Here is a 22,041-nt window from a genome sequence, read left to right on the forward strand (position 1 = left end):
CTCAGTGGTGCGCGTGCGGGCGGGACGCCTCGGCGAGCAGCCCCTCGCAGGACCGCACCACGATCCGCGCGGCCTCCGCCGACGCCCGCCCGGTCAGCGGACTCTCCGCCCGCCGCCTCCAGCGGCGCAGCGCCTCGGAGGCGGCGTCGTGGACCTCGCGCGGACCCGCGGCACCGTCGAGCCCGAGCCGGGCCGCCGCCGAGCCGCCCTCGCCGCCGAGCAGCCGTTCGGCGTCGGCGAGCGCCTCGGGCGGGAACACGATCTTGCCGGCGCGCAGGTCGGCCAGCGCCCGCAGCTCGACGAACTCGTGCGCCCCGGCCAGGATCCGCTCCACCTCGGCACGCAGGGCGGCCGTCGCCGGGCGGGGTTCGCGGGTCAGCACGAGGTCGACGGCGAGCAGCGCGGAGCGGGCCTTGAGCAGGTCGCGGCGCTCGGAGAACTGGGTGTCGAGCACCGAGCGCAGCTCGTCGAGACCGGAGCGGCGCACCAGGTCGTCGGCCAGCGCGGTCGGGTCCTTCACGCCCTGCCGGATCAGCGTCGTCCCGAGCCGGACCCCGAAGAGGCCGAACCGCTCCAGCAGCGCGATCCGGGTGGCGGCGTCGGGCCGGTCGAGATCGGTGCGCCCGAACCGGTCGGCCGACAGCAGCAGCGCCTCGACATCGGCCCGCGGCAGCGCCGCCAGCTCGGTCAGCGCGACGTACTCGTCCTGGCGCATCGTGCGGGCGGTCTCGGCGAGCAGCCCGGCGACGGCGACGACGGTCTGGCACAGCCCGCGCAGCTTGTCGTCGCCGCGGTAGCGTCGCGCGATCCGGCGGGCCGACACGAGCGCGTCGAGCCGGCCGACGCCGATCTCGTCGGCGCGGGAGAGCACCGCGATGGTGTTCACCGGGGTCGCGCGGGCGACGCCGCGGTCGTGGAAGGCCTCCAGGAACCGCACGTCACCGGCGTGCAGGTGACGCATCAGGTAGACGACGGCGTCGGCGGGCGACGGCGTGTCCTCCGGCGTCAGGAACTCCCCGGCCCGGCCGGCCGCATCGGCGGTCAGCGACCCGATGCCGGGGGTGTCGATGAGATTGGTGCGCCGCAGGTGCTGCGACGGCCAGTCGACGTGCAGCCGGTCGACGTCCTCCACCCGGGCGCCCTGCAGGTCGATCTGCAGCGCGCCGTCGCGCCGGGCCAGGGTGAGGGGGTGGTCCGCGCCGGAGCGCAGGTGCATCCGTACGCCCGGGGCGGGCGCGTCGGCGTACCAGGTGACGATCCGGGTGCACTCGCCCGCGTCGGTGGGGGCGATCCGCTCCCCCACCAGTGCGTTGAGCAGCGTGGACTTGCCTGCCTTGACCTTGCCCGCGATCGCGACGCGCAGCGGCTCGTCGAACCGCTCCAGGTGGTGGCGCAGCCACCCGGCGGCCTGCGGCGAGTCCCCGTAGGCGTCCAGGGTGCGGCGCAGCAGCGCGCGGGTCTGGTCGGTCAGCGCGCTCACGCGGACGCCTCCGCCCCGGCCGCCGCGGCCAGCGCGCGGGCCCGCTCGGCGAGGCCGGAGACCCGCTTCAGCTCGGCCTCCAGGTCCGCGACGCGCTTCTGCCGCGAGGCGTCGTCCTTCAGGGCGGTCTGGGCGGCCGAGACCGACTCCTTCAGCGCGTCGGACAGCTCGTCGGCGACGGTGGTGAAGTGGTCGCGCAGGTCGCGCTGGATCCGGCGCAGGTTGTCCCGCGAGTCCTTGCCGACCTGGAAGGTGACCTCGTCGATGTGGCGGCGCACCGCGTTCTTCGACTCGGCCTGGCGGCGCTGCTTCATGCGCTTCTTCTCGTCGCGCACGGTCTTGGCACCGAACAGCAGTCCCGCGCCGACCGAGACCGGATTGAGCAGAGCGAACCCGGCGACGGTCGAGGCCAGGCCGAGCATCAGCATGCCGCCGTAGCCACCGCGGGCGCCGACGAAGAGCTTCTGGCCGACGCCGAACTTCTCGTCCGCGGGCATGTCCAGCGGGTCCACCAGACCGGCCACCGACCCGCCGGCCACGCGGAGTTCGGGCAGCGTGACGTCGACGGCCTCCGCGAAGTGGTCGGCGACCTGCTCGGCGAGCCAGCGGGCCCGCTCGGTGGTCCACACGAAGTTCTGCGCGACGGCGTGGGCGACCTGCTTGTGGAACCACTCGGCGAACTGTTCCCAGATGTCGGCCGGGTCGGCGTCCTCGAGCAGCTGCTCCGCGTCGCGCGAGACGGCCCGCAGCCGGTCGCGCAGGTCGTAGTCGATGTCGGCGATGAGGTCGGCGACGCCGTCGTTCAGCGTGGTCTGCCAGCGCGCGGACCGCTGTCGCAGGCCGTCGACGCGCGACCGGGCCGACTCCAGCTCACGGGCGAGCTGCCCGGCCTTCTCGGGGTCGTTCTGCGACATGAGTTCGGCACGCATCGTCGACTCCAGCGCCTGGCAGGTGACCAGTACGTCCTGGCTGGTCGAGCGGCGGTCCAGGTCGTCGGCGGCGGAGACGACCTTGCGCAGCAGGAAGCTGGTGAGCGCCTGGAAGCCGGACTCCGCGATGAGGTCGAGGTCCTGGGTACGGGCCGCGTGCAGCCGCAGTGCGGAGGAGACCGGCAGCAGCCGGGCGTCGATCCCGGCGGTCCGCAGGTGACCCTCGTCCAGCTCCACGATGCGGCGCCAGTGCGGGTAGAGGTCGGTCTTGGTGACGACGCAGGCGACGTTGGGGCACAGCTTGCGCGCCGCCTGCAGGAACTCCAACTCCGGAGCGGTGTACTCCTGGCTGGCGTCGGAGACCAGCAGCACGGCGTCCGCCGTGGGCAGGGCCGACATCGTGGCCGCACCGTGGGCCGACCCGAGCCCACCGACCCCGGGGGTGTCCACGAGTGCGAGCCCGCTCTGCAGGAGCTTGCGGGGTAGCGTCACCTCGGCGCGGGTCAGGCCGGCGCGGTTGCCCGGGTTGCCGCCCTCGGACACGTGGTCCGCGAGTTCGTCCAACCCGACGACCGTCCGCTCGGCCTTCTCGGCCACGGCCCCGTCGGTACCGGCGATCTCACGGACCAGCGTCACCGACGTCTCCTCGCCGAAGCGGACGAGGGTCGGCACGGCGGTGGCGATGTCGTCGTCGACGGGACAGACGGCGGCGTTCACGAGGGCGTTCACCAGCTGGCTCTTGCCCTGCTTGAACTCGCCCACCACGAGGACCCGGACCACCGGGTCCGACAGCCTGGTCCTGGTCTGGCGCAGCCGGGGAGCGAGGTCGGGACGGTCGTAGGCCGTGACCGCCTTGAGGGCGAGGTCGACCAGCGCGACCGCCTCCGGTACCGCCACGTGCGTTGCGCCCCCCATCGCTCCGGAGCGGTGCGGTCACCGCTCGTCGCGTCGCTGTCATGGATACACCAACGTCATCGGCCCCGGTCACCCACGTGAGGGTGGCCGGGGCCGATGGGCCGTGCAGTCGATCCTACTGCTCGCGGACGGAGCAGGGACGATTTCTCGTCAGGGTGTCGAGGATCAGAGCAGCGAGGCGTTGACGTCGAGGTCGGCGTCGTTGAGCACGTTGACGTTGCCGCTGTCCTCGGTGACGGTCGAGGTCGAGCTGTCGACGTCGGTGTTGAACGAGTCCTCGAACGACGTGGTGGTCTCGTCGGTGGTGGTGGTCTCCGACGAGTTGTAGGAGTCGTTCACCGAGTCGTCACCGTCGGCGTCGCCGCCGCCGATGGCGACGGCGCCGCCGTCGTCGGCGGTGATGTCGCCGTAGGAGTCGGCCGAGGAGCCGTCGCCGAAGGCGAGCTGGTTGTCGTCGCCGTTGACGACGGCGTTGCCGTCGCCGACCGCGTTGCCGTCACCGGTGGTGATGGTCGAGTCGCGGATGTCGTCGCCGGCGGCCACCGCACCGTCGCCGGACGCGACGACGGAGTTGGTGTCGATGTCCTGGCGGAAGTCGCCGCCGCCGGTGTCGATGTTCTGGTTGATCGAGTTGTCGACGATGGTGTCGCGGTCGTCGACGTTGTAGGTGTAGTGGTTGTTGGTCACGTACTTGTCGATGTACTTGACCGGGTCCTCGCCGTGGTGCACGGGCGGCGGCGGCGGGGTGTGGTGGTGGCCGCCGCCGTGGCCGCCGTGGCCGCCGCCGGTGTTGTAGTCGCGGTCGAAGGAGACCTCGTCGTTGTCCTGGGCCAGGACGATCGCGTCGCGGACGTCCTCGGCGGAGACGTCGGACAGGCCGCACTGGGCGAGCAGGCCCTGGGGGTCGTCCTTGAACTCGGCCAGGAGCTTCGGGTCCTTCAGCAGGTCCAGGATGAACTGGATCAGGGTCTTCTCGGCGGACATGGCGTTCTCCTCAGGGGGTGCCGTCGCGCTCGGGCGGGCGACGGAAGACGGTGGTGGCGGGGTGAGCGGGCCGGAGCCGGTGTCCGGCCCGCTCGGTCACTACGGGAGTCGGATCAGGCGATGTCGAGGTCGACGTTCGCCTCGAGGCCGTTGCCGATGTTGATGTTGCCGCTGTCGGTGGTGGTGTTCTCCACCGAGTCGTCGATGGTGGTGTTGAACGAGTCCTCGAAGCTGGTCTCGTTCGTCGTCGTGGTCGTGGTGGTCTCCTCGTTGAAGGAGTCGTTCACCGAGTTGTCGCCGTCGGCGTCGCCGCCGCCGATGGCGACGGCGCCGCCGTCGTCGGCGGTGATGTCGCCGTAGGAGTCGGCCGAGGAGCCGTCGCCGAAGGCGACCTGGTTGTCGTCGCCGTTGACGACGGCGTTGCCGTTGCCGACCGCGTTGCCGTCACCGGTGGTGATGGTCGAGTCCTCGATGTCGCGGCCGGCGGCCACGGCGCCGTCGCCGGAGGCGGTCACCGAGTTGGTCTCGATCGTCTGGCGGAAGTCGCCGCCGTCGGTGTCGACGTTCTGGTTGATCGAGTTGTCGACGACGGTGTCCCGGTCGTCGACGTCGTAGGAGTAGAAGTTGTCCTTGACGTGGACCTTCTCGTGCTCCGCGCCGTGCTTGTGGCCGCCCTCGTGGTGGCCCTCCGAGCCGGCCTTCCAGGCCCAGCCGGCGTTGCCGTGGTCCCAGTCGAAGCCGGTGTCGTAGCTGCGGTCGAACGACACGGTGTCGTTGTCCTGGAGGAGGACAGCGGCGTCACGGACGTCCTCGGCGGTCAGGTTGCCGAGACCGTGGTACTCGAGCGCGGCGTCGGGGTCCTTCAGGAACCAGTCGCGCAGCTCGATGTTCTCGTCCTTGTCCGGGCCGAGCCCGAGGATGATCTTGACGAACTCGACGAGCGAGAGATCGCGGCCGGCCATGGTTGCCTCCGGGGCTGTCAGGTGGGTACCGGTCGCGGTGTCGGCCGGTGATGACGAGAAAGCTAGGGGCGCCGCCGGATCCGGCCATCGGGGATCGCTCCGGGTCCGTGGGGGGGCCGTTAGGGGATCGGTCCCCAACCTCGAACTGCTGCGCCGCACGGGCTAACACCGGGGCGGCCCCCGTCGATGGGTCTGGCGAGAGGACCACGCCGGCGTGCCGGTTCGACGAGGGGGGAGCAGTGATGTCGTACCTGCTCGGGATCGACCTGGGGGCGACCTCGGTGACCGCTGCCGTGCTGCGCACCGGCGGCGCCGCGGAGCCCGTGCGGCTGGGGGGCCGCGACGGGGCCGACGTGCTCCCCGCGGTGCTCGTCGCGACGCCCGGTGGCGACCTGCTGTGCGGCGAGCCCGCGCGGCGGCGTGCCCCGACCGAGCCGGACCGCGTCGCGCGCGGCTTCCTCGACCGGGTCGGCGACCCGACCCCGCTGTCCCTGGGCGGCTTCGCCTACGCCGCCGAGGACCTGTGCGCCCGGCTGGTGCGTGTCCTGGTCGACGAGGTGTCCACCCGGCACGGCGGCCCGCCGTCGCGGATCGGGGTCACCTGCCCGGTGGGCTGGGGCCGCCACAAGCGCGACCTGCTGGCCGCCGCACTGCGCCGCCGCGGGCTGACCGTCTCCCTGGTGACCGCGCCGCAGGCCGTCGCGCTCGCCCACCGCGCCGTCGTGCCGGCCGGGGGGCCGCTCGCCGTCGTCGACCTGGGGGGCAACGGGACCACCGCGACCGTGCTGGCCGCGGCCGCACCCGGGGTGCTGCCCGACGCCGTCGGCCGCACGCTGGGCTGCCGGACCGGTGGCGCCGACGTCGACGACGCGGTGTTCGCCTTCGTCCGGTCCTCCTCCCCGGCCACGGCCGCCGCGTTCGACGCGCTCGACCCCGACGACCCTCGGACCGTCGCCGCTCTGACCGCCCTGCGCGACGAGTGCCGCGCCGCCAAGCAGCTGCTGTCCCGGGACACCGTCGCGACCGTCCGGGTGGAGATGCCCGGCCTGCGGACCGCGGTGAGGATCCACCGCTCCGACCTCGACGAGCTCACCCGCCCGCTGCTCGAGCCGGTCGCCGACCTGGTGCAGGACGTCGTCGCCGCCGCCCCCGACGCCGAGGTGCTGCTCGCCGGCGGTGCCGCGCGGATGCCGGTCGTGGTGCAGGCGGTCTCGGTGGCACTGGGCCGACCGGTCGCCGTCGTCGCGGACCCGGTGGCCGACGCCGCCCGCGGTGCCGCACTGGCCGTCGCACCGGGGGCCGGGACCTCCTGGCCCGGTGTGCGGATGGCACCGCTGACCGGTGTCCCCGCGCCCCGCGAGCCCGTCGACCCGGCCGGGCGCAGCCCCTGGGACCGGCCCGGGCCGGAGGCCACCGAGCGCACCGACCGCACCGGCACGACCGATCGCACCGCGCCGGCGTGGCCGACCCGCGGCGAGCGGGAGCGGACCGAGCGGACCGAGCGGCCCGGCGCGGCCGCCACGGCCGTCGCCCTGCTCGACCCGGAGCCGCCGACCGGCCCGCTGACCGCGGTCCCCCGCCCCCGTACGGCGCAGCCCCCCGCCCCCGCACGGACCTCGGTCCTGGGGGCCGGACAGCCGTCCGCGCCGTCCGCCGTCCGCCCGGAGCGGCCCGCCCCGGACACCCTCGTCACCCGGGACGCCCCGGCCACCGCCCGTCGCGCCACGGTCACCCGGCAGCGCCTGGTGGTCGGAGCCGGTGGTCTCGCCGGTGCCGCCGCCATCGCGGGTGCGCTGCTGTTCTGGCCCACGACGAGCCCCGGGATCGGTGAGCTGAGCGCGGCCCCCGTTCTGAGCTCACCGGCCGTCGCGCCGACCCCGGTCGCGCCGGGGGCCGCCCCGGCCGCCGACGTCGTCGCCGGTCCGGCCGCGGGTGCCCCCGTGGGCGGGGGGGACGCCGCCGCCGGTGGTGCCGGTGCCCCGGGTGGCGCGGCCACCGGGGGTGCGGCGGCCCGCCCCGCCGCCGGTGCCGCCGCTCCGGTCGCGGCCGTCGCCCCGGCTCCCGCTCCGGTGGCTCCGGGCCCGGCCGCGCCCCCCGCCCCCGTGGTGTCGACCCCTCCGGTCACGACGCCGCCGGCGACGAGCCAGGGTCCGAGCACCCCGACGGAGGGCACGACCGACCCGACCACGCCGCCGGTCACCACCCCGCCCGCCACCGACCCGACCACCCCGGTCCCGGATCCGACGACCACGGCCCCCGCGCCGACGTCGACCACCCCGGCCGCGGGTGCGGCTGCGTGATCATCCTGTCGGACAGGGAATCCACCGCCGATCACCCTCTGCGCTGCGACGACAGCGCCGAGTGACCCCCACCCCGTCCCGCCCGGACCCCGGGGCGGGATGATTCGGACCGCCGGGCCGGCGTGGACACGGGAGCCCCCACGCCGGCCCGGCCCCACACACCATGCGATGGGGCCGTGCTCGAAGGTGTGACCGCCACCGCGTCGCGTTGCCGGTGTACACCCCCTCCCAGGTGGTAAAACACTGCTCGTCACGGTTGGGGCACGGTGTGAGAGGGGCGCGTGGTGACGCGGTTGGCGGGGGCGGTCATCGGCATGGCGGCGGGTGCGTTGGTGCTCGCGTATGTCGTGGTGGGCTGGCCCATCCTGGTGGTCGGAGGGCCGCTGCTGGTGGGGGTGGCCCTGACGGTCGGCATCCTGGTCCTCACCGAGCGCCCGCGGGCCCTGCTGGCGCAGCGCCGGGCGGCACAGGGCGGCACGTCCCCCTGGCAGGCCGCCGCCGGTACACGTGACGAGCAGCCCGGCAGCGGGCTGATGAGCGGCTTCTTCGAGATGCCCGCGGCGCTGCCCGAGCAGCGGCCCGCCCCGTCGGACGCCCGCCCGGCCGGCACCCGGTAGCGGTACGTCACAATCGGCCGGTGCCGATCATTCCGCGTGCCGCCTATGCACTGACCCGGGCCCGCCCGTGCTGATCGGCATGCTCTTCGCGGTGTTCGCGATGCTCTGCAGCACCGTCGCCGCCATCCTCCAGGCCGACGCGGCCAACCAGGGCGGGCGCACCAGCGCCGTCCTGGCCCGACCCCGGTTCCTCGGCGGGATCGCGATGGACATCGTCACCTGGCTCTGCATGGTCGTCGCGCTGCAGTTCATCCCCATCTTCGCGGTGCAGGCGACGCTCGCCGGGGCCATCGCGATGACCGCCCTGTACGCCCGCTACTTCCGCGGCGAGTGGTTGCGGCCGGTGCACCGGCTCGCCATCGGCGCCAGCATGCTCGGGCTCGCGTTCGTCGCCGGCAGCGCGGGGACGGAGCGCAAGCAGGCCCTGACCGGCCACGGCACGACCGTCGCCGTCCTGATCGCGGCGCTCGTCGTGATCATGGGGGTGACGCTGGCGATCACGAACTCGACCAAGCCGTGGCCGTCTGCGGTGCTCGCCGGGCTCGGGCTGGGCGGCGGTTCGGTCTGCATCCGCGCGATGCACGTGTCCGAGGGCGTCGACCTGACCGGCCTGCTGCGCGAGCCGCTGGTCTACATCCTGGTCGGCATGGCACTGGCCGGCCTGTACAACTACGCCCGCGCGCTGCAGCTCGGCGACGTCTCCACGGTGACCGCGCTCTACATGGTCACCCAGGTCGTCGTGCCCGGTCTGGTCGGCATCACCCTGCTCGACGACACCGTCCGCCCCGGGCTGTGGTGGCTGCTGCTGCTCGGGCTGGCGCTCGTCGTCTACGGCACCTCGATCCTGGCGCGGCGCCGTCCGGAGAAGCGGACCCCCCCGCGGGTGGCCTAGCTTCGGGCCATGCCCTCCTTCGAGCGCCCCGGTGTGACCCTGCACTACGAGGAGCACGGCACGGGGTTCCCGGTCCTGCTGCTGGCCCCGGGCGGCATGAACTCGACGATCGCGGCCTGGGGCAACGCCCCCTGGGACCCGGTCACCCACCTCGCGCAGCGGTACCGCGTCATCGCGATGGACCAGCGCAACGCCGGGTCCTCGGTCGCCGAGGTCCACGGCGGCGACGGCTGGGACACCTACACCGCCGACCAGCTCGCCCTGCTCGACCACCTCGGCGTCGACGAGTGCGCGGTGCTCGGCATGTGCATCGGTGGCGCCTTCATCGCGAACCTGCTGGCCACCGCGCCGCAACGCGTCCGGGCCGCGGTCGCGCTGCAGCCCATCGGCCGCGCCGACAACCAGCACCTGTTCGAGGAGAAGTTCGACGAGTGGCGCGCCGGGATCGAGGCCGACCATCCCGGGGTCCCCGACGACGACTGGGCCGCGTTCCGCACGAACATGTGGGGCGGCGGCGGGATGCTGTACTCCGTCCCCGACGAGGCGCTCGCCCACGTCGCGACGCCGTGGCTGGTGCTGATGGGGATCGACGCCTTCCACCCGGAGCCCGTGTCGCGCCGCCTCGCCGGGCTCGCGCCGGGCGCGGAGCTGGTCGAGCAGTGGAAGAGCGAGCCGCACGTGTCCGACGGCCGCGCCGCCGTCGACCGGTTCCTCGCGGCCCACCTGGTCTGATTCCTCCACGACGGGGAGCGCCCGCCGCGGGCACCATGGCCCCATGCCGAGCTGGGGCGACGTGGTGCGGATCGGGTCCGGGCTGCCGGGGGTCGAGGAGTCGACCTGGTACCGGACGCCGTCGCTGAAGGTCCGTGGAAAGGGCTTCGCCCGGCTGCGCACCGAGGCCGAGGGCGCGCTGGTGCTGATGTGCTCGCTCGAGGAGAAGGAGGCGCTGCTCGCGTCGGGCGACCCGGCGTACTTCACGACCCCGCACTACGACGGCCACGGCGTGATCCTCGTCGACCTCGACCGGGTCGACGCGGGGCAGCTCGCGGAGCTCGTCGAGGAGGCCTGGCGGCGGAAGGCCCCGGCGACGGTCGTGCGCCGTCGCGACGGCTGAGCCACCATCGTCGTCGTGCGCCATGTGGTGATCGGGGCAGGGGCCGTCGGCGGGACGATCGCGGCGCGGCTGCACGCGGCCGGGCGGGAGGTCGTGGTCGTCGCCCGGGGCGCGCACCTCGGCGCGATCCGCGAACGCGGGCTGCGCCTCGACACCCCGGACGGGTCGACCACCCACTCGGTCGAGGCCGTCGGCACGGTCGGCGAGGCCCGGCCCACCCCCGACGACGTCGCGATCCTCGCCGTCAAGTCGCAGGACACCCCGCCGCCGCTGGCCGCGCTGCTCACGGCGGCCCCCGGGATCACCGTGGCGTGCGCGCAGAACGGCGTCGCCAACGAGCGGCTCGCCGCGCGCCGCACCGACCGGGTGCAGGCGATGCTGGTGATCCTGCCCGCCGAGCACTACGAGCCGGGAGTGGTCGTCGCGTCGTCGTCGCCGGTCCCGGGCGTGCTCGACGTCGGCCGCTTCCCCTCCGGTGTCGACGCCACCACCGAGGCGGTCGTCGCCGACCTCACCGCGGCCGGGTTCTCCTCCCGCGCCGACCCGGACGTGATGGCCGCGAAGTACGGCAAGCTGCTCACCAACCTGGCCAACGCCGTCGACGCGATCTGCGGGCTCGACGACCCGGACGCTCCCCGCCTCGTCGAGGCCGTGACCGCGGAGGGGCGCGCCGTCCTGGACGCGGCCGGGATCACCGCCCGGACCGGCGACGACGACCGCGTCCGCCGGGAGGGCATCATCACCGAGCGGCCGGTCGCGGGCGCGACGCGGCGCGGCTCCTCGTCGTGGCAGAGCCTGCAGCGCGGCACCGGCTCCATCGAGGCCCGCTACCTCAACGGCGAGATCGTGGCCCTGGGCGCGGCGCACCGGATCGCGACCCCGGTCAACACCGAGCTGATGCGGGTGGCCGAGGAGATGGCCGCGGCCGGGGACCAACCGGCGTCGCGGTCGGGTGCGGACATGCTGTGACGGCCTACCCGCTCGACGTGGCGCGCCCGGCGTTCCTCGACGCGCTCGACGGGCTGTCCGCGTTGCTCGACACGTCGACGACACCGACCTGCACGCCCGCAGCCGCTGTCACGGCTGGATCGCCGCGGACGTCCTCGCACACCTGCACCTGGGCCTGGTCGAGATGCTCGCCGGGTTCCCCGCCCGCACCCCCGGCTGGCCGGCCCCGACGTCGTCGTGGGGTGGGGGGACGACACCGCCCTCGCGCTCGCCGCCACCGGGCGGGAGCCGGGGACGGCGGGCACCCGGTGCGCCCGCGACGCCCTCCTGTCGGGCCGGTGGGCTGCTCCGTTTCGCCCCGTCATCACAAGAGATGAAGTGCGCCGTCCGGACCAAGATCATCGATAACGACAGGGTGTCGCGTGCGATGAGCAGGCAACACGGTCGGACGGATCCGGCCGTCGTCGTCGGGGAGGGTCGTCATGGTGGAGCGGTGCCGGTGCGGGGCGGAGCTGCTGGGCTCGCTGCACTTCTGCGTGGGGTGCGGACGGCCGCGGGCGCAGGCCGTCGTCCCCCGGCCGCGGACCGGGGCGGTGCAGGTCGGCGCCGGGGCCCCGGCGCCGCAGGGGCGTACCGCCGTGCAGCACCCGTCGGCCGCGCAGTACCGCCCCGCCGACCGGTACCGCCCCGCCGCGCCGGCGTCGGCCCCGTCGGCCTGGGCCGGCCCGCAGCCGACCGGCTACGCGCCGGGCTGGGACGCCCCGGCCGGGTGGGGTCCGGTGGCGCCCGCCCCGTCGCGGACGCCGTGGGTCGTCGCCTCGCTGGTGCTGGTGACGCTGCTGCTGGCGGGGGCGGCACTCCTCGTCCTGCGCCCCGACCTGCTCCCCGGCACCGCGCCCACCGTGACCCCGGCGGCCGCGCCGGTGCCGGTGGTGGTCGCCCCGGCCGCGGCGCCGGTCGTGATCCCGCCGACCACCTACGTGCCGGGCTACACCCCGTCGCCGACGACGTCGCTCACCGAGCAGGCCGCCGCCGACAGCCCGCGCGTCGCCGCGACGGCCGGCTACTGGGTCCCGCAGCTGTCCTCCAAGCGCGCCGGCACCAGCGACGGCGGCATCACCTACGACGAGCAGGGCATCCTCGACCACTACCGCGGCCTCGCCGCGCAGTACCCGGGCGCCGCGCTGGTCTGGTCCGGCGACTGGCCGGTCTTCCGCAACAGCGACTACTGGGTCGTGGTCGTCGCCCAGCCCTTCACCACAGCGGCCGGCGCGAACGCCTGGTGCGACGCCCAGGGCTTCGGCTCCGACGACTGCTTCGCCAAGAAGATCTCCTGGAGCGACGGCCCGCAGGGATCGACGGTGCACCGGTGAGCGCGCCGTACGGGCCGTGTCCGCGGACGCCGCTGCCGGACGTGTCCGTGCTGTTCCCGTGGCGGGGGTGGACGCCGCCCGTCCTCGGACGCCCGTGACCGGAATCCACTCGGCCCCGCCCGCGTCCGCGCCTACCGTTGGCCCATGACCTCCGACGCGCACGGCACCGAGATCCGTACCCTCGCCGAGCTGCAGGGGATCACCGGGCAGCCCATCGCGCCCGCGCTGGCGAAGGAGCGCGACCACCTCGTGGACGTGCACCGCGCCTGGCTGGCGGCGTCCCGGTTCCTGCTGCTGGCGACGTCGGGCCGCGACGGCACCTGCGACGTCTCGCCGAAGGGTGACCCGGCCGGTTTCGTGCACGTCGTCGACGACCGCACGGTCGCGATCCCCGAGCGTCCCGGCAACGGCCGCGTCGACGGCTGGCGCAACGTCCTGGAGAACCCGCACGTCGGCGTGATCCTGCTGGTACCGGGCCGCAACGACACGCTGCGCATCAACGGCCGGGCCCGGCTCGTCCGGGACGCGCCGTACTTCGACGAGCTCGCCGTGAAGGGCCGCCGGCCGCTGCTCGCCTGCGAGGTCGCGATCGACCAGATCTACTTCCACTGCCCCAAGGCGTTCCTGCGCTCCGAGCTGTGGGCGACGACGAGCTGGCCCGCGCCGGACGCGCTGCCCTCCACCGCGCAGCTCGCCAAGCGGCTCGCCCGTCCCGACGAGCCACTGGAGAGGATCGAGGAGTACTACGGTGCCGGCTACGCGGCCCGGCTCTACTGAGGGTCGCGCAGGTTACATCGAAACCGCAGGTCAGACCCTGCACAATGGGGAGACGTGACACCCCCCGTCCCGCCGCTTCGGCGGTCCCTGCGCGCCCTGCTGTCCGCCGTCCTCACCGCGCTCGCGATCCCGGTCGTGCTCGCGGCGGGTGCCGCGCTGCCGCCGGCCGCGGTGGTCGTGGGGATCGTGCTGGCGGTGGTCGTCGCCGGGGTGGCCCGCACCCTGTCCTGGGTGGCCGGGGAACCGGTCGGCGAGCGGGCGACGGCGCTGGCCGTGGCCAGCGGCCTCGGCGCGGGGACCGCGGCGATCGCGCTGGGCGTGGTCGCGGTGTTCGCCGGCCCCGCGGTGCTGGTGCTCGTCCCGTTGTTCACCGGGGCCGGGGTCGCGACCTGGTGGGTCGGCCGCCGGGACGTACCGCCCGCGCTCTGACTCCGTGATCACCGTTTGTGGAGTCCGGAGTGCACCCCACGACCCTCTGCGCTCCACAACCGGTGATCATGAGGCCGCACGGCGAGCGCCACACGCCACCGGTCGCGGGGCGTCGTCGCACGGGAATGGCGCGAGGGACCGTTCCCCGGAGACGACGAAGGCCCAGGCGCAGCGGTGAACCTGCCGCTGACCTGGGCCTTCGTGCTCTGAGCGGATGACGGGAATCGAACCCGCGTATTCAGCTTGGGAAGCTGATGTTCTACCATTGAACTACATCCGCACGGCGTGAGATCACCCTAGCACCACGGTCCGCGTACCTGTCACGGACCTCCCCTGCCCGGTCGTCGCACGATCCGACCACCGGGCGCGCGTGTCTCGACCCGGCCGCCCGCTCCGCGCACACTCGTCACCGTCGGTCAGACCTCGGCCGGAAGGCGACTGCGATGACGGTGTTCGACCCGACGTCGGGCGACGTGTCCGGGTTCCCCCCGGACCACGAGCACGACGTCCTGCTCATCGCCGGCAGCCGTCCCGAGGTCGCCCGGCTCGCTCCGGTCGCCGGTGCCGTCGCGGCGGCGGACCGCATCCGCGGGATCACCGTCGCCACCGGGCCGGACCCGATGTCCGTCCACGAGGCGTTCGAGGCCCTCGGTGTCCCCACCGACATCACGATCCTGCTGCCGCTGGAGACCGGGCCCGGCATGGCCGACGTCGCCGCGGCGCTGTTCACCCGGCTCGACCAGCTGCTCGTCGACCAGGACCCGTCCGCGGTGCTGGTGCACGGTGGTGGGCTGGCGGCCGAGGTCGCGGCGACGGTCGCGTTCTGGCGGCGGATCCCGATCGTGCACATGCAGGCCGGCATGGGTACCGACGACCTGCTGTGCCCGTTCCCGCAGGAGGCGCACCGGCGGGTCATCGGCCAGCTCGCGTCGCTGTTCCTCACCACCAGCGGCTCCGCGCTGGGCAGTCCGCTCGGCCCGAACGTGCTGACGATCGGCGACACGATCAACTCGCTGCCCGGCCCGCAGCACCAGGGCTGTGTCGACGCGCTGGAGCGGGTGCACGACCAGCACCGCAGGCTGATCGTCGTCGACCTGGCGAGGTCCTCGTCGTCGCCGGTGCTGCGCGGGATCGCGGACCTGCTGGAGCGGTATCCGCGGATCGAGATCGTGCTGTTCGGTGCGCTCGCCGCCGGGGAGACGGCGCAGTCGCTCGGGACCCACCCGCGGGTGACGGTCGTGGCCGAGCCGGCGCTGCCCGACCAGCTGGCCGTGCTCACCGCGGCGACCGTCCTGGTCAGCGACGACCACGAGCTCGTCGTCGACGCACCCGGTCTCGGCACCCTCGCGGTCCTGGTCGACGGGCCGAACGTGCCGCAGCCCGGTGACTCGATCCGCAGCATCGCCGCGCACGACGCGGCCGCCGCCGTCGCGCAGGTGCTCGACGGCGACCACGGGCGCCGCGCCGCCGCGTCGGACGGCTTCGAGGCCGCCCGCGCCGAGCAGGCCGTCGCCTGGATGTTCGGGCTGACCCGCTCGCCGCAGCTGCCCGACGACCTCGGCGGCGGCGGCCGGCACAGCCCCGGCGGGGTGGAGTCGGACTCCGAGGAGTCCTCCGAGGCGTGACCGCGGGCCCTGGATAGGGTGTCGGCGTGCTGCTCTCCGACGGTGACCTGCGCAAGGACATCGAGTCCGGCCGGCTCGTGCTCGACCCGTGGGACGTCGAGATGCTCCAGCCGTCCAGTGTCGACGTCCGGCTGGACCGGTACTTCCGCGTCTTCCAGAACTCGCGCTACACCCACATCGACCCCGCCCAGCAGCAGGACGAGCTGACGATCCCGGTGGAGACGCCGGACGGCGAGTCGTTCGTGCTGCACCCCGGCGAGTTCGTGCTGGGCTCCACGTTCGAGCGGGTCGGGCTGCCCGACGACCTGGCCGGTCGCCTGGAGGGCAAGAGCTCGCTCGGCCGTCTGGGTCTGCTGACCCACTCCACGGCCGGGTTCATCGACCCGGGCTTCACCGGGCACATCACGCTCGAGCTGTCCAACGTGGCGAACCTGCCGATCACGCTGTGGCCGGGGATGAAGATCGGGCAGCTGTGCCTGTTCCGGCTGTCCAGCCCGGCCGAACGGCCCTACGGCACCGAGGGCGTCGGGTCGCGCTACCAGGGGCAGCGGGGCCCGACGCCGTCGCGCGCGTTCCGCAACTTCCACCGCACCGACACCCGGCGGGCCTGAACTCACCCGGCGACAACGGCCGCCACGAGCCCGGGGAACCTCGCGTCGAGGTCGACGCGCCGCAGCCGGGTGCGCAGCACCCTGCCGTCGCGGCGCTGCTCGATCACGCCCGATTCCCGCAGCGTCCGCCAGTGGTGACTCGCGCTGCTCTTGGTCATGTCCGGCAGGATCTCCTGGCAGGTGAGCGTCTCGTCCTCGCCGAGTGCGGCGAGTGTGCGGACGACGCGCATCCGCACGGGGTGGTCGAGTGCTGCGATCACGGTCTCGATGCGCAGCTCGTCGGTGGCCGGGGGCGGGTTCTCCTGCACGGCCCCATAGTACGACTACAGTCGAACTGATGTGGCGGCCGTCATCTGGTGGCGGCCGCTCGACTCTCTTACAGTTCGAATAGAGTCGAACTATTGGAGGAGTCATGGACATCCGTCGGCGCATCGCGACCGAGTTCCACACCGCCCTCACCACCGGGGACCGCGACCGGCTGCGGGCGATCCTCGATCCGGAGGTCTCCTGGACCCTGCCGGGCGACAACGCGGTCTCGGGTCGGGTCGACGGCGCCGACGCGGTGCTCGAACGTGCGGCGCTGATCGCGTCCTACGGGGTGGACTTCGCGCTCGAGCACATCCTGGTGAGCGCCGAACACGTCGCGCTCGGGCTGCACAACACGGCCCGCCGCGGGGACCGGGTGCTCGACGAGCACCTCGCCACCGTGTGCCGGATCGGGGGCGACCGGATCGTCGAGATCGAGACCTTCCTGTCCGACGAGCCGGGGATGAACGCGTTCTTCGCCGCCTGAGCGTGCCCGCGGGGGCGTGCACCGCCGCTACGCTGGGCGGTGATGGACGCCGACCGCAGCTCCCCGGACCCGTGGGCCACCGGCCGCCGTCGGAGTGGTCGCCCCGACCGCGGCGTCCGCCGCGCCACCCCGCCCCGGTACGACGCCGGTCCCGGCCCGACCGGGCGTGGCGCCCCCGCCTCCGGCACACCCGCGCCCGGCGGCGCCGGGGAGAACGCGGCCGGTGAGGGCACGGCCCGTTCCGAGCCCGCCACCCCGCCGGACCCCGGCACCGAGCTCGTCGTGTCCCCCGTGGTCCCCCCGGAGCCCGACCCCGGCTCACGCGCCCTCACCGGCCGGGCCGCACCCGCCCCCGCGGACCCGCCACGGGCGGACCGCGGGACGGAGGACCGGGACCCCTGGGCCCCGTGGCGCCGCCTGCGCCCCCGCACCGTCCGCGGTGCCACCGCGCTCGGTCTCGCGGGTGCCGCGGTCCTGCTCCTGCCCTTCCTCGACGACCCGGGCCGCTGGTGGGTCCCGGTCGGCCTCGGGTTCGGCACCCTGGTCCTGCTGGCCCTGCTGCGGCTGGACCGGCTGCTCCAGGGGTGGGCACCGCACGTCGCCGGGGTCGTGCTCGTCGCGGCCCTGGTGAACGGGACGCGGGAGAACCCGTGGGCGTGGGCACTGGCCCTGTCGGTGGGGGTGATCGTCGCCGGGGCGCTGCTGCTGCCGCGCTGGACGGTGCTCGCCGCCGGCGTGGTGCTGCTGGTGGTGTCCGGGGTCGGCTACTCGTTCCGCTCGGCCGAGATCCGGCAGGACCAGGCCCGCGTCGACGCGCAGGCCGGCGCACAGTTCCGCAGCGACCTCGGCGTCGCCCGTCCGCAGCTCGCGCTCGTCTCGCTGGACACCGGGGTCGCCTCGCCGAACCCGGCCCGGGTCTGCCGGCTCGTCCAGCCCGCCGCGCTCGACCAGCTCCGTGCCGCGACCGGCGCGGCGGCCTGCGAGGACGCCGTGGCCGTCCTGCACGGGCGGATGCCCGCCGGGGCACAGGTCACCGTCCCGGACCGGCGTCCGGACCCGGAGGTGGCGGTCGGCGCCACCACCGCCGTCGACGCCTGCGGCTCGGCGTGGGGCGCGGCCGCACCGCAGCTCGGCCGCGTCGTCCTCACCCGCACCACCCCGGCGACGTTCCAGGTCAGCTCCTTCACCCCCTGCTGACCCGCACACGACGACGGCCGGGCACCCCCTGCGGGGTACCCGGCCGTCGTCGGTGGTGGGTCAGTTCTCGTTCGAGCGCTCCGGCGTCGCCTCCTCCGGCGACGACCCGTTGCTCGACCCGTTCGTCGTGCCGTTCCCCGACGACGCCGGGGTGCCGGTGCTCGAGGCGCCGTCCGAACCGGCCGGGGTCGGGTCCTGCTTCGCGGCCTCGTCGGCCACCTCGGCGGCCGGGGTGGCGGTCCCCGGGGCGTCGGTGGTCGGCGCGCTCTGGCCCTCGGTCTCCGGCTGCGGCTCCGGCGCGGTGTCGGCAGGGGCGTCGCCCCGCTTCACCGCGGCGAGCAGCATCTGCGAGACGTCCTGGACCTGCACGGCCTCACCGGCGGTCTGGTTCACGCCGTCGGTCATCATCGTGCGGCAGAACGGGCAGCCGACCGCGAGCGTGCCGGACGGCTCCGAGCCGCCACCGGCCTTCGTGAGGGTCTCGGCGGCCTCCTCGGCGCGGGTGAAGTTGATGCGCTTGCCGATGCGCTCCTCCATCCACATCCGGGCGCCACCGGCACCGCAGCACATCGACCGGTCGCCGTGCCGCGGCATCTCGGTCAGCGTGGTCGTCCCGGCCGCTCCGGTCGCGTTGATCAGCGCGCGGGGCTCCTCGTAGACCTCGTTGTGCCGCCCGAGGTAGCAGGGGTCGTGGTAGGTGACCGGGCCGGTCTCCTCGCCCGCCGGGGCCGACACCGGGACCAGCTTCTTGTCCCGCACCAGCTTGTTGAGCAGCTGGGTGTGGTGCACGACCTCGTAGTGCCCGTCGAGCTGGGGGTACTCCCGGCCCAGGGTGTTGAGGCAGTGCGGGCAGGTCGTGACGATCTTGCGGGTGCCGGCCTCGCGGCCCTCGAACACGGTGTTGAGGGTCTCGACGTTCTGCTGGGCGAGCATCTGGAACACGAACTCGTTGCCCGAGCGGCGCGCCGGGTCACCGGTGCAGGTCTCCCCCGAGCCCAGTACGGCGAAGTTCACCCCGGCGCGGTGCAGCAGCTCCGCGGTGGCCCGGATGGTCTTCTTCTGGCCGTCGTCGAACGCGCCGGCGCAGCCGACCCAGAACAGGTACTCGGTCTCGGCGTCGAGCTCGCTCTCGACGACCGGGACCTCGAAGTCGAGGCCCTTGGTCCACTCGAGGCGGTCCTTGGCGTTCTGGCCCCAGGGGTTGCCCTTGTTCTCCAGGTTCTTGAACAGCGAGTTGAGCTCGGTGGGGAACTCGGTCTCGATGAGGACCTGGTAGCGGCGCATGTCGATGATGTGGTCGACGTGCTCGATGTCGACCGGGCACTGCTCGACGCACGCGCCGCAGGTGGTGCAGGACCACAGGATGTCGGGGTCGATGACGCCGAGGACGTCCTCACCGCCGACCAGCGGGCGGCCCGCGGCCTCCAGGGCGTCGACCGGGATGGCCTTGAGCCGCTCCTCGGCGCCCTCGCCGGTGATGCCGACCTCGTCGCCCGCCATGTCGCGGCTGCCGCCGGCGAGCAGGTAGGGGGCCTTCTCGTAGGCGTGGTCGCGCAGGGCGTTGACCAGCAGCTTCGGCGACAGCGGCTTCTCGGTGTTCCACGCGGGGCACTGCGACTGGCAGCGGCCGCACTCGGTGCAGGTGGTGAAGTCGAGCAGGCCCTTCCAGGTGAAGTCCTCGACCTTGCCGACGCCGAAGGTGTCGGTGTCGGGGTCGGCCTCCTCCAGGTCCAGCGGCTTGCCGTTCGACATCATCGGCCGGGTCGCGCCGAGGGCCTTGTAGCCGTCGTCGTTGCGCTTGAAGTAGATGTTCGGGAACGCGGTGAACCGGTGCCAGGCCACACCCATCGTCGGGGTGAGCGCGATGACGATCAGCCAGACCGTCGCGGACAGCACCTTCACCGCGGCGAAGACGGTGACCAGCGTGGTCGAGGCGGGCAGGACCGCGGACAGCGCGTAGGAGACCGGGGCGGACCAGACCGGCACGTCGAACGCGCCCAGGGAGATCTTCGCCCCGCGCACCACCAGGATGCCCAGGCCCTCGAGGAACACGATCGCCTCGACGAAGTAGGCGCGGCCCATGTTCGAGCCGTAGAACCGCGACATCCGGCCCTGCCGGTTCGGGTTGTTCGCCTGGCGGATGACGATCAGCGCGGCGATGCCGACGACCGTGCCGACGCCGAGGATCTCGACGAACAGCGAGTACACCGACCACTGCCCGATCAGCGGCAGGTGGAAGGTCGGGTTCCAGACCTCGACGAAGGCCTCGACCAGCGCCAGGAACAGGCCGCCGAATCCGACCATGACCAGCCAGTGGACGATGCCCACCTTGGTCCACTTGAGCATCCTGGTGTGACCCAGGGTCTCCTTGAGCATCGTCGCGAACCGCGGCCCGAACGGGCCGGTGCGCGTCGGGTCGGACTCACCGAGCCGGATGATCTTCACCATCCGGGTCACGGTCATCGCGACGAGGGCCACGGCGACGATCGCCGACAGCACGGTGACGATGCCGAGCGTGTACTGCACCCAGGTCATCTGGAGGAACCTCCCTGTTGAACACCCAGCGGTCCCTGCCGGAGCGTGGTGCTGCCGTGACGGATCGGGACGGGAAACGATGAACCGGTCCGGTGGCGCGCGTCGGCGAGGGCGCGGTCGGGGGCGCACGGAGTACCGTGCCGCCGGGACCGGGCGGGCCTCTCCATCGCAGTGCCTCCTCGGACCTCGTCGCCGCACTGGTGTGGTGGGGTGCGACGACGGTCGGGCGAAGGGTAGTGCGCCCGGCCTGGGGTCGCCCGACCCCGTCATGGTCGGGTCGTGCTTGTTACCGAACAGTAGCCAAGGACGACCATGACATCTCGGACCGGGGCCGGTCCCGCGGGGAGACACGAGTCACGCCCGATCGGCGCTGGTCCGACCGTGTCGACCCGATCGCGCAGCGTGGCGCACCGGTGGGCCGGGTGGCTCAGCCCCTAGGATCCCGTACAGGTCTCGTGGTCTACTCGCCTGCGGGAGCGACCGGGACAAGTGGACTGCCGCAAGGAGGAGCTGTGAAGACCTCGTACGAGGCGATCCAGCTGGTACTCGCCCAGGGCGGACAGCTGACCACGGTCAACCTCCGCGACTGGATCACGAACAACATCGTGCCGCTGATCCTGCTCGCGATCGCCGTCATCCTGCTGTGGATCGGTGGTCGTGGCGACAACGCCGGCGTGGCCCGGCGCAGCATCGGACTGCTGGTGGGTCTGATCGCACTGGGCATCGCCGTGACCGGCAGCGGTCCGGCCATCGGACAGGCGCTGGCCAACCTGCTCGTGACCCCGGGCTGATCCGTGCTCGTTCGCACGGACGACGAGGTCTACCGCGTCGACGCCGTCTGGCTCGGGCCGCCACGGGCCACCTTCCCCTGGCGCGCCCGCTACGTCAGCTACGGCGTCGGACTCCTCGTCATGATGCTGATCATGTTCGTCCAGCGCCGGCTCGGTATCGGCCTGGACTTCTTCTCCGTGGCCTGGGCGCTCGTCGGCACCGTCGCGATCACCCGCCTGCTCGGCAAGAAGATCGACTACGAGCGGCCGCTGGGCCAGGTCCTCGGCCAGTTCTGGGCCGAGGTGACCGGGCCGCGGGCCGGTCGGAAGGCCGCGGGCGGCTCGGTCCGCGCGGGGCACGTCCGCGTCCACACCACCCGTGCCCACCCCGGCGTCCCGTCGGCCGGTGGCCGGACCCCCGAGCTGTCCACCGCGCAGCGCACCCGGATCGACGCCGCGGGGACGCGGCCGCCGGTCACCGTGGACGCCGTCGTGGACACGCCCGCCACCACCGCTCCGGTGGCCCCGGGGCTCGAGGCGCCGGTGGCCGCACCCGCGCGCGTGGTCCCGCCACTGCCGGAGCCGGGCAGCGCGCCGCGCCGGAGCCGTTTCCGCCGGGCCCGCGGCGGTGGCAGCGGTCGCGGCGCGAGCGTGCCCGCGCGCACCCCCCGTCCCGACCCGTGGCGCCGGAGTGGCCACCGTGGCCGCACCTGAGCGGACCCCCCGGCCGAAGGCCCGGCGCGGCCGGGCCCGTGCCGGCGAGGGCGGTTCGGACTACACCCCGTCGATC

General features: G+C 73.8%; 21 protein-coding genes and 1 tRNA gene. 15 read left to right on the forward strand and 7 right to left on the reverse strand.

Translation table 11 applies throughout. From position 1 onward, the window contains the following. Nucleotide 1: 1 nt before the first annotated feature. The 4 genes from KPF22_RS02390 to KPF22_RS02405 all read right to left on the reverse strand — a co-directional run bounded on the left by KPF22_RS02390 (nt 2) and on the right by KPF22_RS02405 (nt 5,270). Complete coding sequence (locus KPF22_RS02390) at nt 2-1,480, reverse strand: dynamin family protein (protein ID WP_224401082.1); 1,479 nt, start codon at nt 1,478-1,480, stop codon at nt 2-4. Next, a complete protein-coding gene (locus KPF22_RS02395) occupies nt 1,477-3,306 on the reverse strand; it encodes a dynamin family protein (RefSeq protein WP_083658704.1) in 1,830 nt (609 codons plus the stop codon). The genes KPF22_RS02390 and KPF22_RS02395 overlap by 4 nt, the downstream gene beginning before the upstream one ends. 183 nt (nt 3,307-3,489) lie before the next feature. Continuing rightward, complete coding sequence (locus tag KPF22_RS02400; RefSeq protein WP_224401083.1) at nt 3,490-4,308, reverse strand: IniB N-terminal domain-containing protein; 819 nt, start codon at nt 4,306-4,308, stop codon at nt 3,490-3,492. A gap of 113 nt (nt 4,309-4,421) precedes the next feature. After that, a complete protein-coding gene (locus tag KPF22_RS02405) occupies nt 4,422-5,270 on the reverse strand; it encodes a hypothetical protein (protein WP_224401084.1) in 849 nt (282 codons plus the stop codon). Nucleotides 5,271-5,512: 242 nt separating this feature from the next. Here KPF22_RS02405 and KPF22_RS02410 point away from each other — a divergent pair, with 242 nt between their 5' ends. From KPF22_RS02410 to KPF22_RS02450, 9 genes are all read left to right on the forward strand, one after another. After that, entirely contained in the window at nt 5,513-7,570 is a 2,058-nt protein-coding gene (locus KPF22_RS02410) for an Hsp70 family protein (RefSeq protein WP_224401085.1), read from the forward strand. A 284-nt stretch (nt 7,571-7,854) separates the two neighbouring features. Continuing rightward, nucleotides 7,855-8,187: a hypothetical protein gene (locus tag KPF22_RS02415; RefSeq protein WP_224401086.1), complete on the forward strand. Its 333-nt coding sequence runs from the start codon at nt 7,855-7,857 to the stop codon at nt 8,185-8,187. 79 nt (nt 8,188-8,266) lie between these two features. Beyond that, the gene (locus KPF22_RS02420) at nt 8,267-9,079 is read left to right on the forward strand and encodes a DMT family transporter (RefSeq protein ID WP_224401087.1); all 813 of its coding nucleotides are present in this window, start codon (nt 8,267-8,269) and stop codon (nt 9,077-9,079) included. A gap of 9 nt (nt 9,080-9,088) precedes the next feature. Further along, complete coding sequence (locus KPF22_RS02425; protein ID WP_224401088.1) at nt 9,089-9,811, forward strand: alpha/beta fold hydrolase; 723 nt, start codon at nt 9,089-9,091, stop codon at nt 9,809-9,811. 43 nt (nt 9,812-9,854) lie between these two features. After that, complete coding sequence (locus KPF22_RS02430; protein WP_224401089.1) at nt 9,855-10,193, forward strand: MmcQ/YjbR family DNA-binding protein; 339 nt, start codon at nt 9,855-9,857, stop codon at nt 10,191-10,193. Between the two features lie 15 nt (nt 10,194-10,208). After that, nucleotides 10,209-11,162 carry a ketopantoate reductase family protein gene (locus tag KPF22_RS02435; protein ID WP_224401090.1) on the forward strand — a complete coding sequence of 318 codons (954 nt, stop codon included), beginning with the start codon at nt 10,209-10,211 and terminating at the stop codon, nt 11,160-11,162. Between the two features lie 461 nt (nt 11,163-11,623). Further along, nucleotides 11,624-12,514, forward strand: coding sequence for a hypothetical protein (locus KPF22_RS02440; RefSeq protein ID WP_224401091.1), 891 nt, complete (start codon nt 11,624-11,626; stop codon nt 12,512-12,514). 144 nt (nt 12,515-12,658) lie between these two features. Further along, on the forward strand, nt 12,659-13,291 hold the full coding sequence (locus KPF22_RS02445) for a pyridoxamine 5'-phosphate oxidase family protein (protein ID WP_062398847.1): 633 nt from the start codon (nt 12,659-12,661) through the stop codon (nt 13,289-13,291). Between the two features lie 54 nt (nt 13,292-13,345). Continuing rightward, nucleotides 13,346-13,720 carry a hypothetical protein gene (locus KPF22_RS02450; protein WP_208826839.1) on the forward strand — a complete coding sequence of 125 codons (375 nt, stop codon included), beginning with the start codon at nt 13,346-13,348 and terminating at the stop codon, nt 13,718-13,720. 209 nt (nt 13,721-13,929) lie between these two features. Here the strand turns inward: KPF22_RS02450 and KPF22_RS02455 are convergent. Beyond that, nucleotides 13,930-14,000, reverse strand: a tRNA-Gly gene (locus KPF22_RS02455). A 163-nt stretch (nt 14,001-14,163) separates the two neighbouring features. On the opposite strand from KPF22_RS02455, the gene KPF22_RS02460 reads away from it, so the two are divergent. Further along, nucleotides 14,164-15,345 (forward strand): UDP-N-acetylglucosamine 2-epimerase, encoded by a 1,182-nt coding sequence (locus tag KPF22_RS02460; protein WP_224401092.1) that lies wholly within the window; start codon nt 14,164-14,166, stop codon nt 15,343-15,345. A gap of 26 nt (nt 15,346-15,371) precedes the next feature. Further along, complete coding sequence (gene dcd, locus KPF22_RS02465) at nt 15,372-15,956, forward strand: dCTP deaminase (protein WP_224401093.1); 585 nt, start codon at nt 15,372-15,374, stop codon at nt 15,954-15,956. Between the two features lie 2 nt (nt 15,957-15,958). On the opposite strand, the gene KPF22_RS02470 is transcribed toward dcd, so the two are convergent. After that, nucleotides 15,959-16,264 (reverse strand): helix-turn-helix transcriptional regulator, encoded by a 306-nt coding sequence (locus KPF22_RS02470; RefSeq protein WP_224401094.1) that lies wholly within the window; start codon nt 16,262-16,264, stop codon nt 15,959-15,961. 104 nt (nt 16,265-16,368) lie between these two features. Between KPF22_RS02470 and KPF22_RS02475 the strand changes: the two genes are divergently transcribed. Continuing rightward, nucleotides 16,369-16,749 carry a nuclear transport factor 2 family protein gene (locus tag KPF22_RS02475; protein ID WP_208826844.1) on the forward strand — a complete coding sequence of 127 codons (381 nt, stop codon included), beginning with the start codon at nt 16,369-16,371 and terminating at the stop codon, nt 16,747-16,749. A 42-nt stretch (nt 16,750-16,791) separates the two neighbouring features. Continuing rightward, a complete protein-coding gene (locus KPF22_RS02480; protein WP_224401095.1) occupies nt 16,792-17,946 on the forward strand; it encodes a hypothetical protein in 1,155 nt (384 codons plus the stop codon). 60 nt (nt 17,947-18,006) lie between these two features. On the opposite strand, the gene KPF22_RS02485 is transcribed toward KPF22_RS02480, so the two are convergent. Then, nucleotides 18,007-20,481, reverse strand: a complete 2,475-nt coding sequence (locus KPF22_RS02485) for a heterodisulfide reductase-related iron-sulfur binding cluster (RefSeq protein WP_208822306.1) — start codon at nt 20,479-20,481, stop codon at nt 18,007-18,009. A 512-nt stretch (nt 20,482-20,993) separates the two neighbouring features. Here KPF22_RS02485 and KPF22_RS02490 point away from each other — a divergent pair. Together KPF22_RS02490 and KPF22_RS31795 are read left to right on the forward strand one after the other, a co-directional pair. Then, complete coding sequence (locus tag KPF22_RS02490; protein WP_020622502.1) at nt 20,994-21,272, forward strand: hypothetical protein; 279 nt, start codon at nt 20,994-20,996, stop codon at nt 21,270-21,272. Nucleotides 21,273-21,275: 3 nt separating this feature from the next. Further along, nucleotides 21,276-21,965 (forward strand): hypothetical protein, encoded by a 690-nt coding sequence (locus tag KPF22_RS31795; RefSeq protein WP_208822304.1) that lies wholly within the window; start codon nt 21,276-21,278, stop codon nt 21,963-21,965. Nucleotides 21,966-22,041 lie beyond the last annotated feature (76 nt).

The sequence above is a fragment of the Pseudonocardia sp. ICBG1034 genome (assembly GCF_020131375.1).
Lineage (GTDB): Bacteria > Actinomycetota > Actinomycetes > Mycobacteriales > Pseudonocardiaceae > Pseudonocardia > Pseudonocardia alni.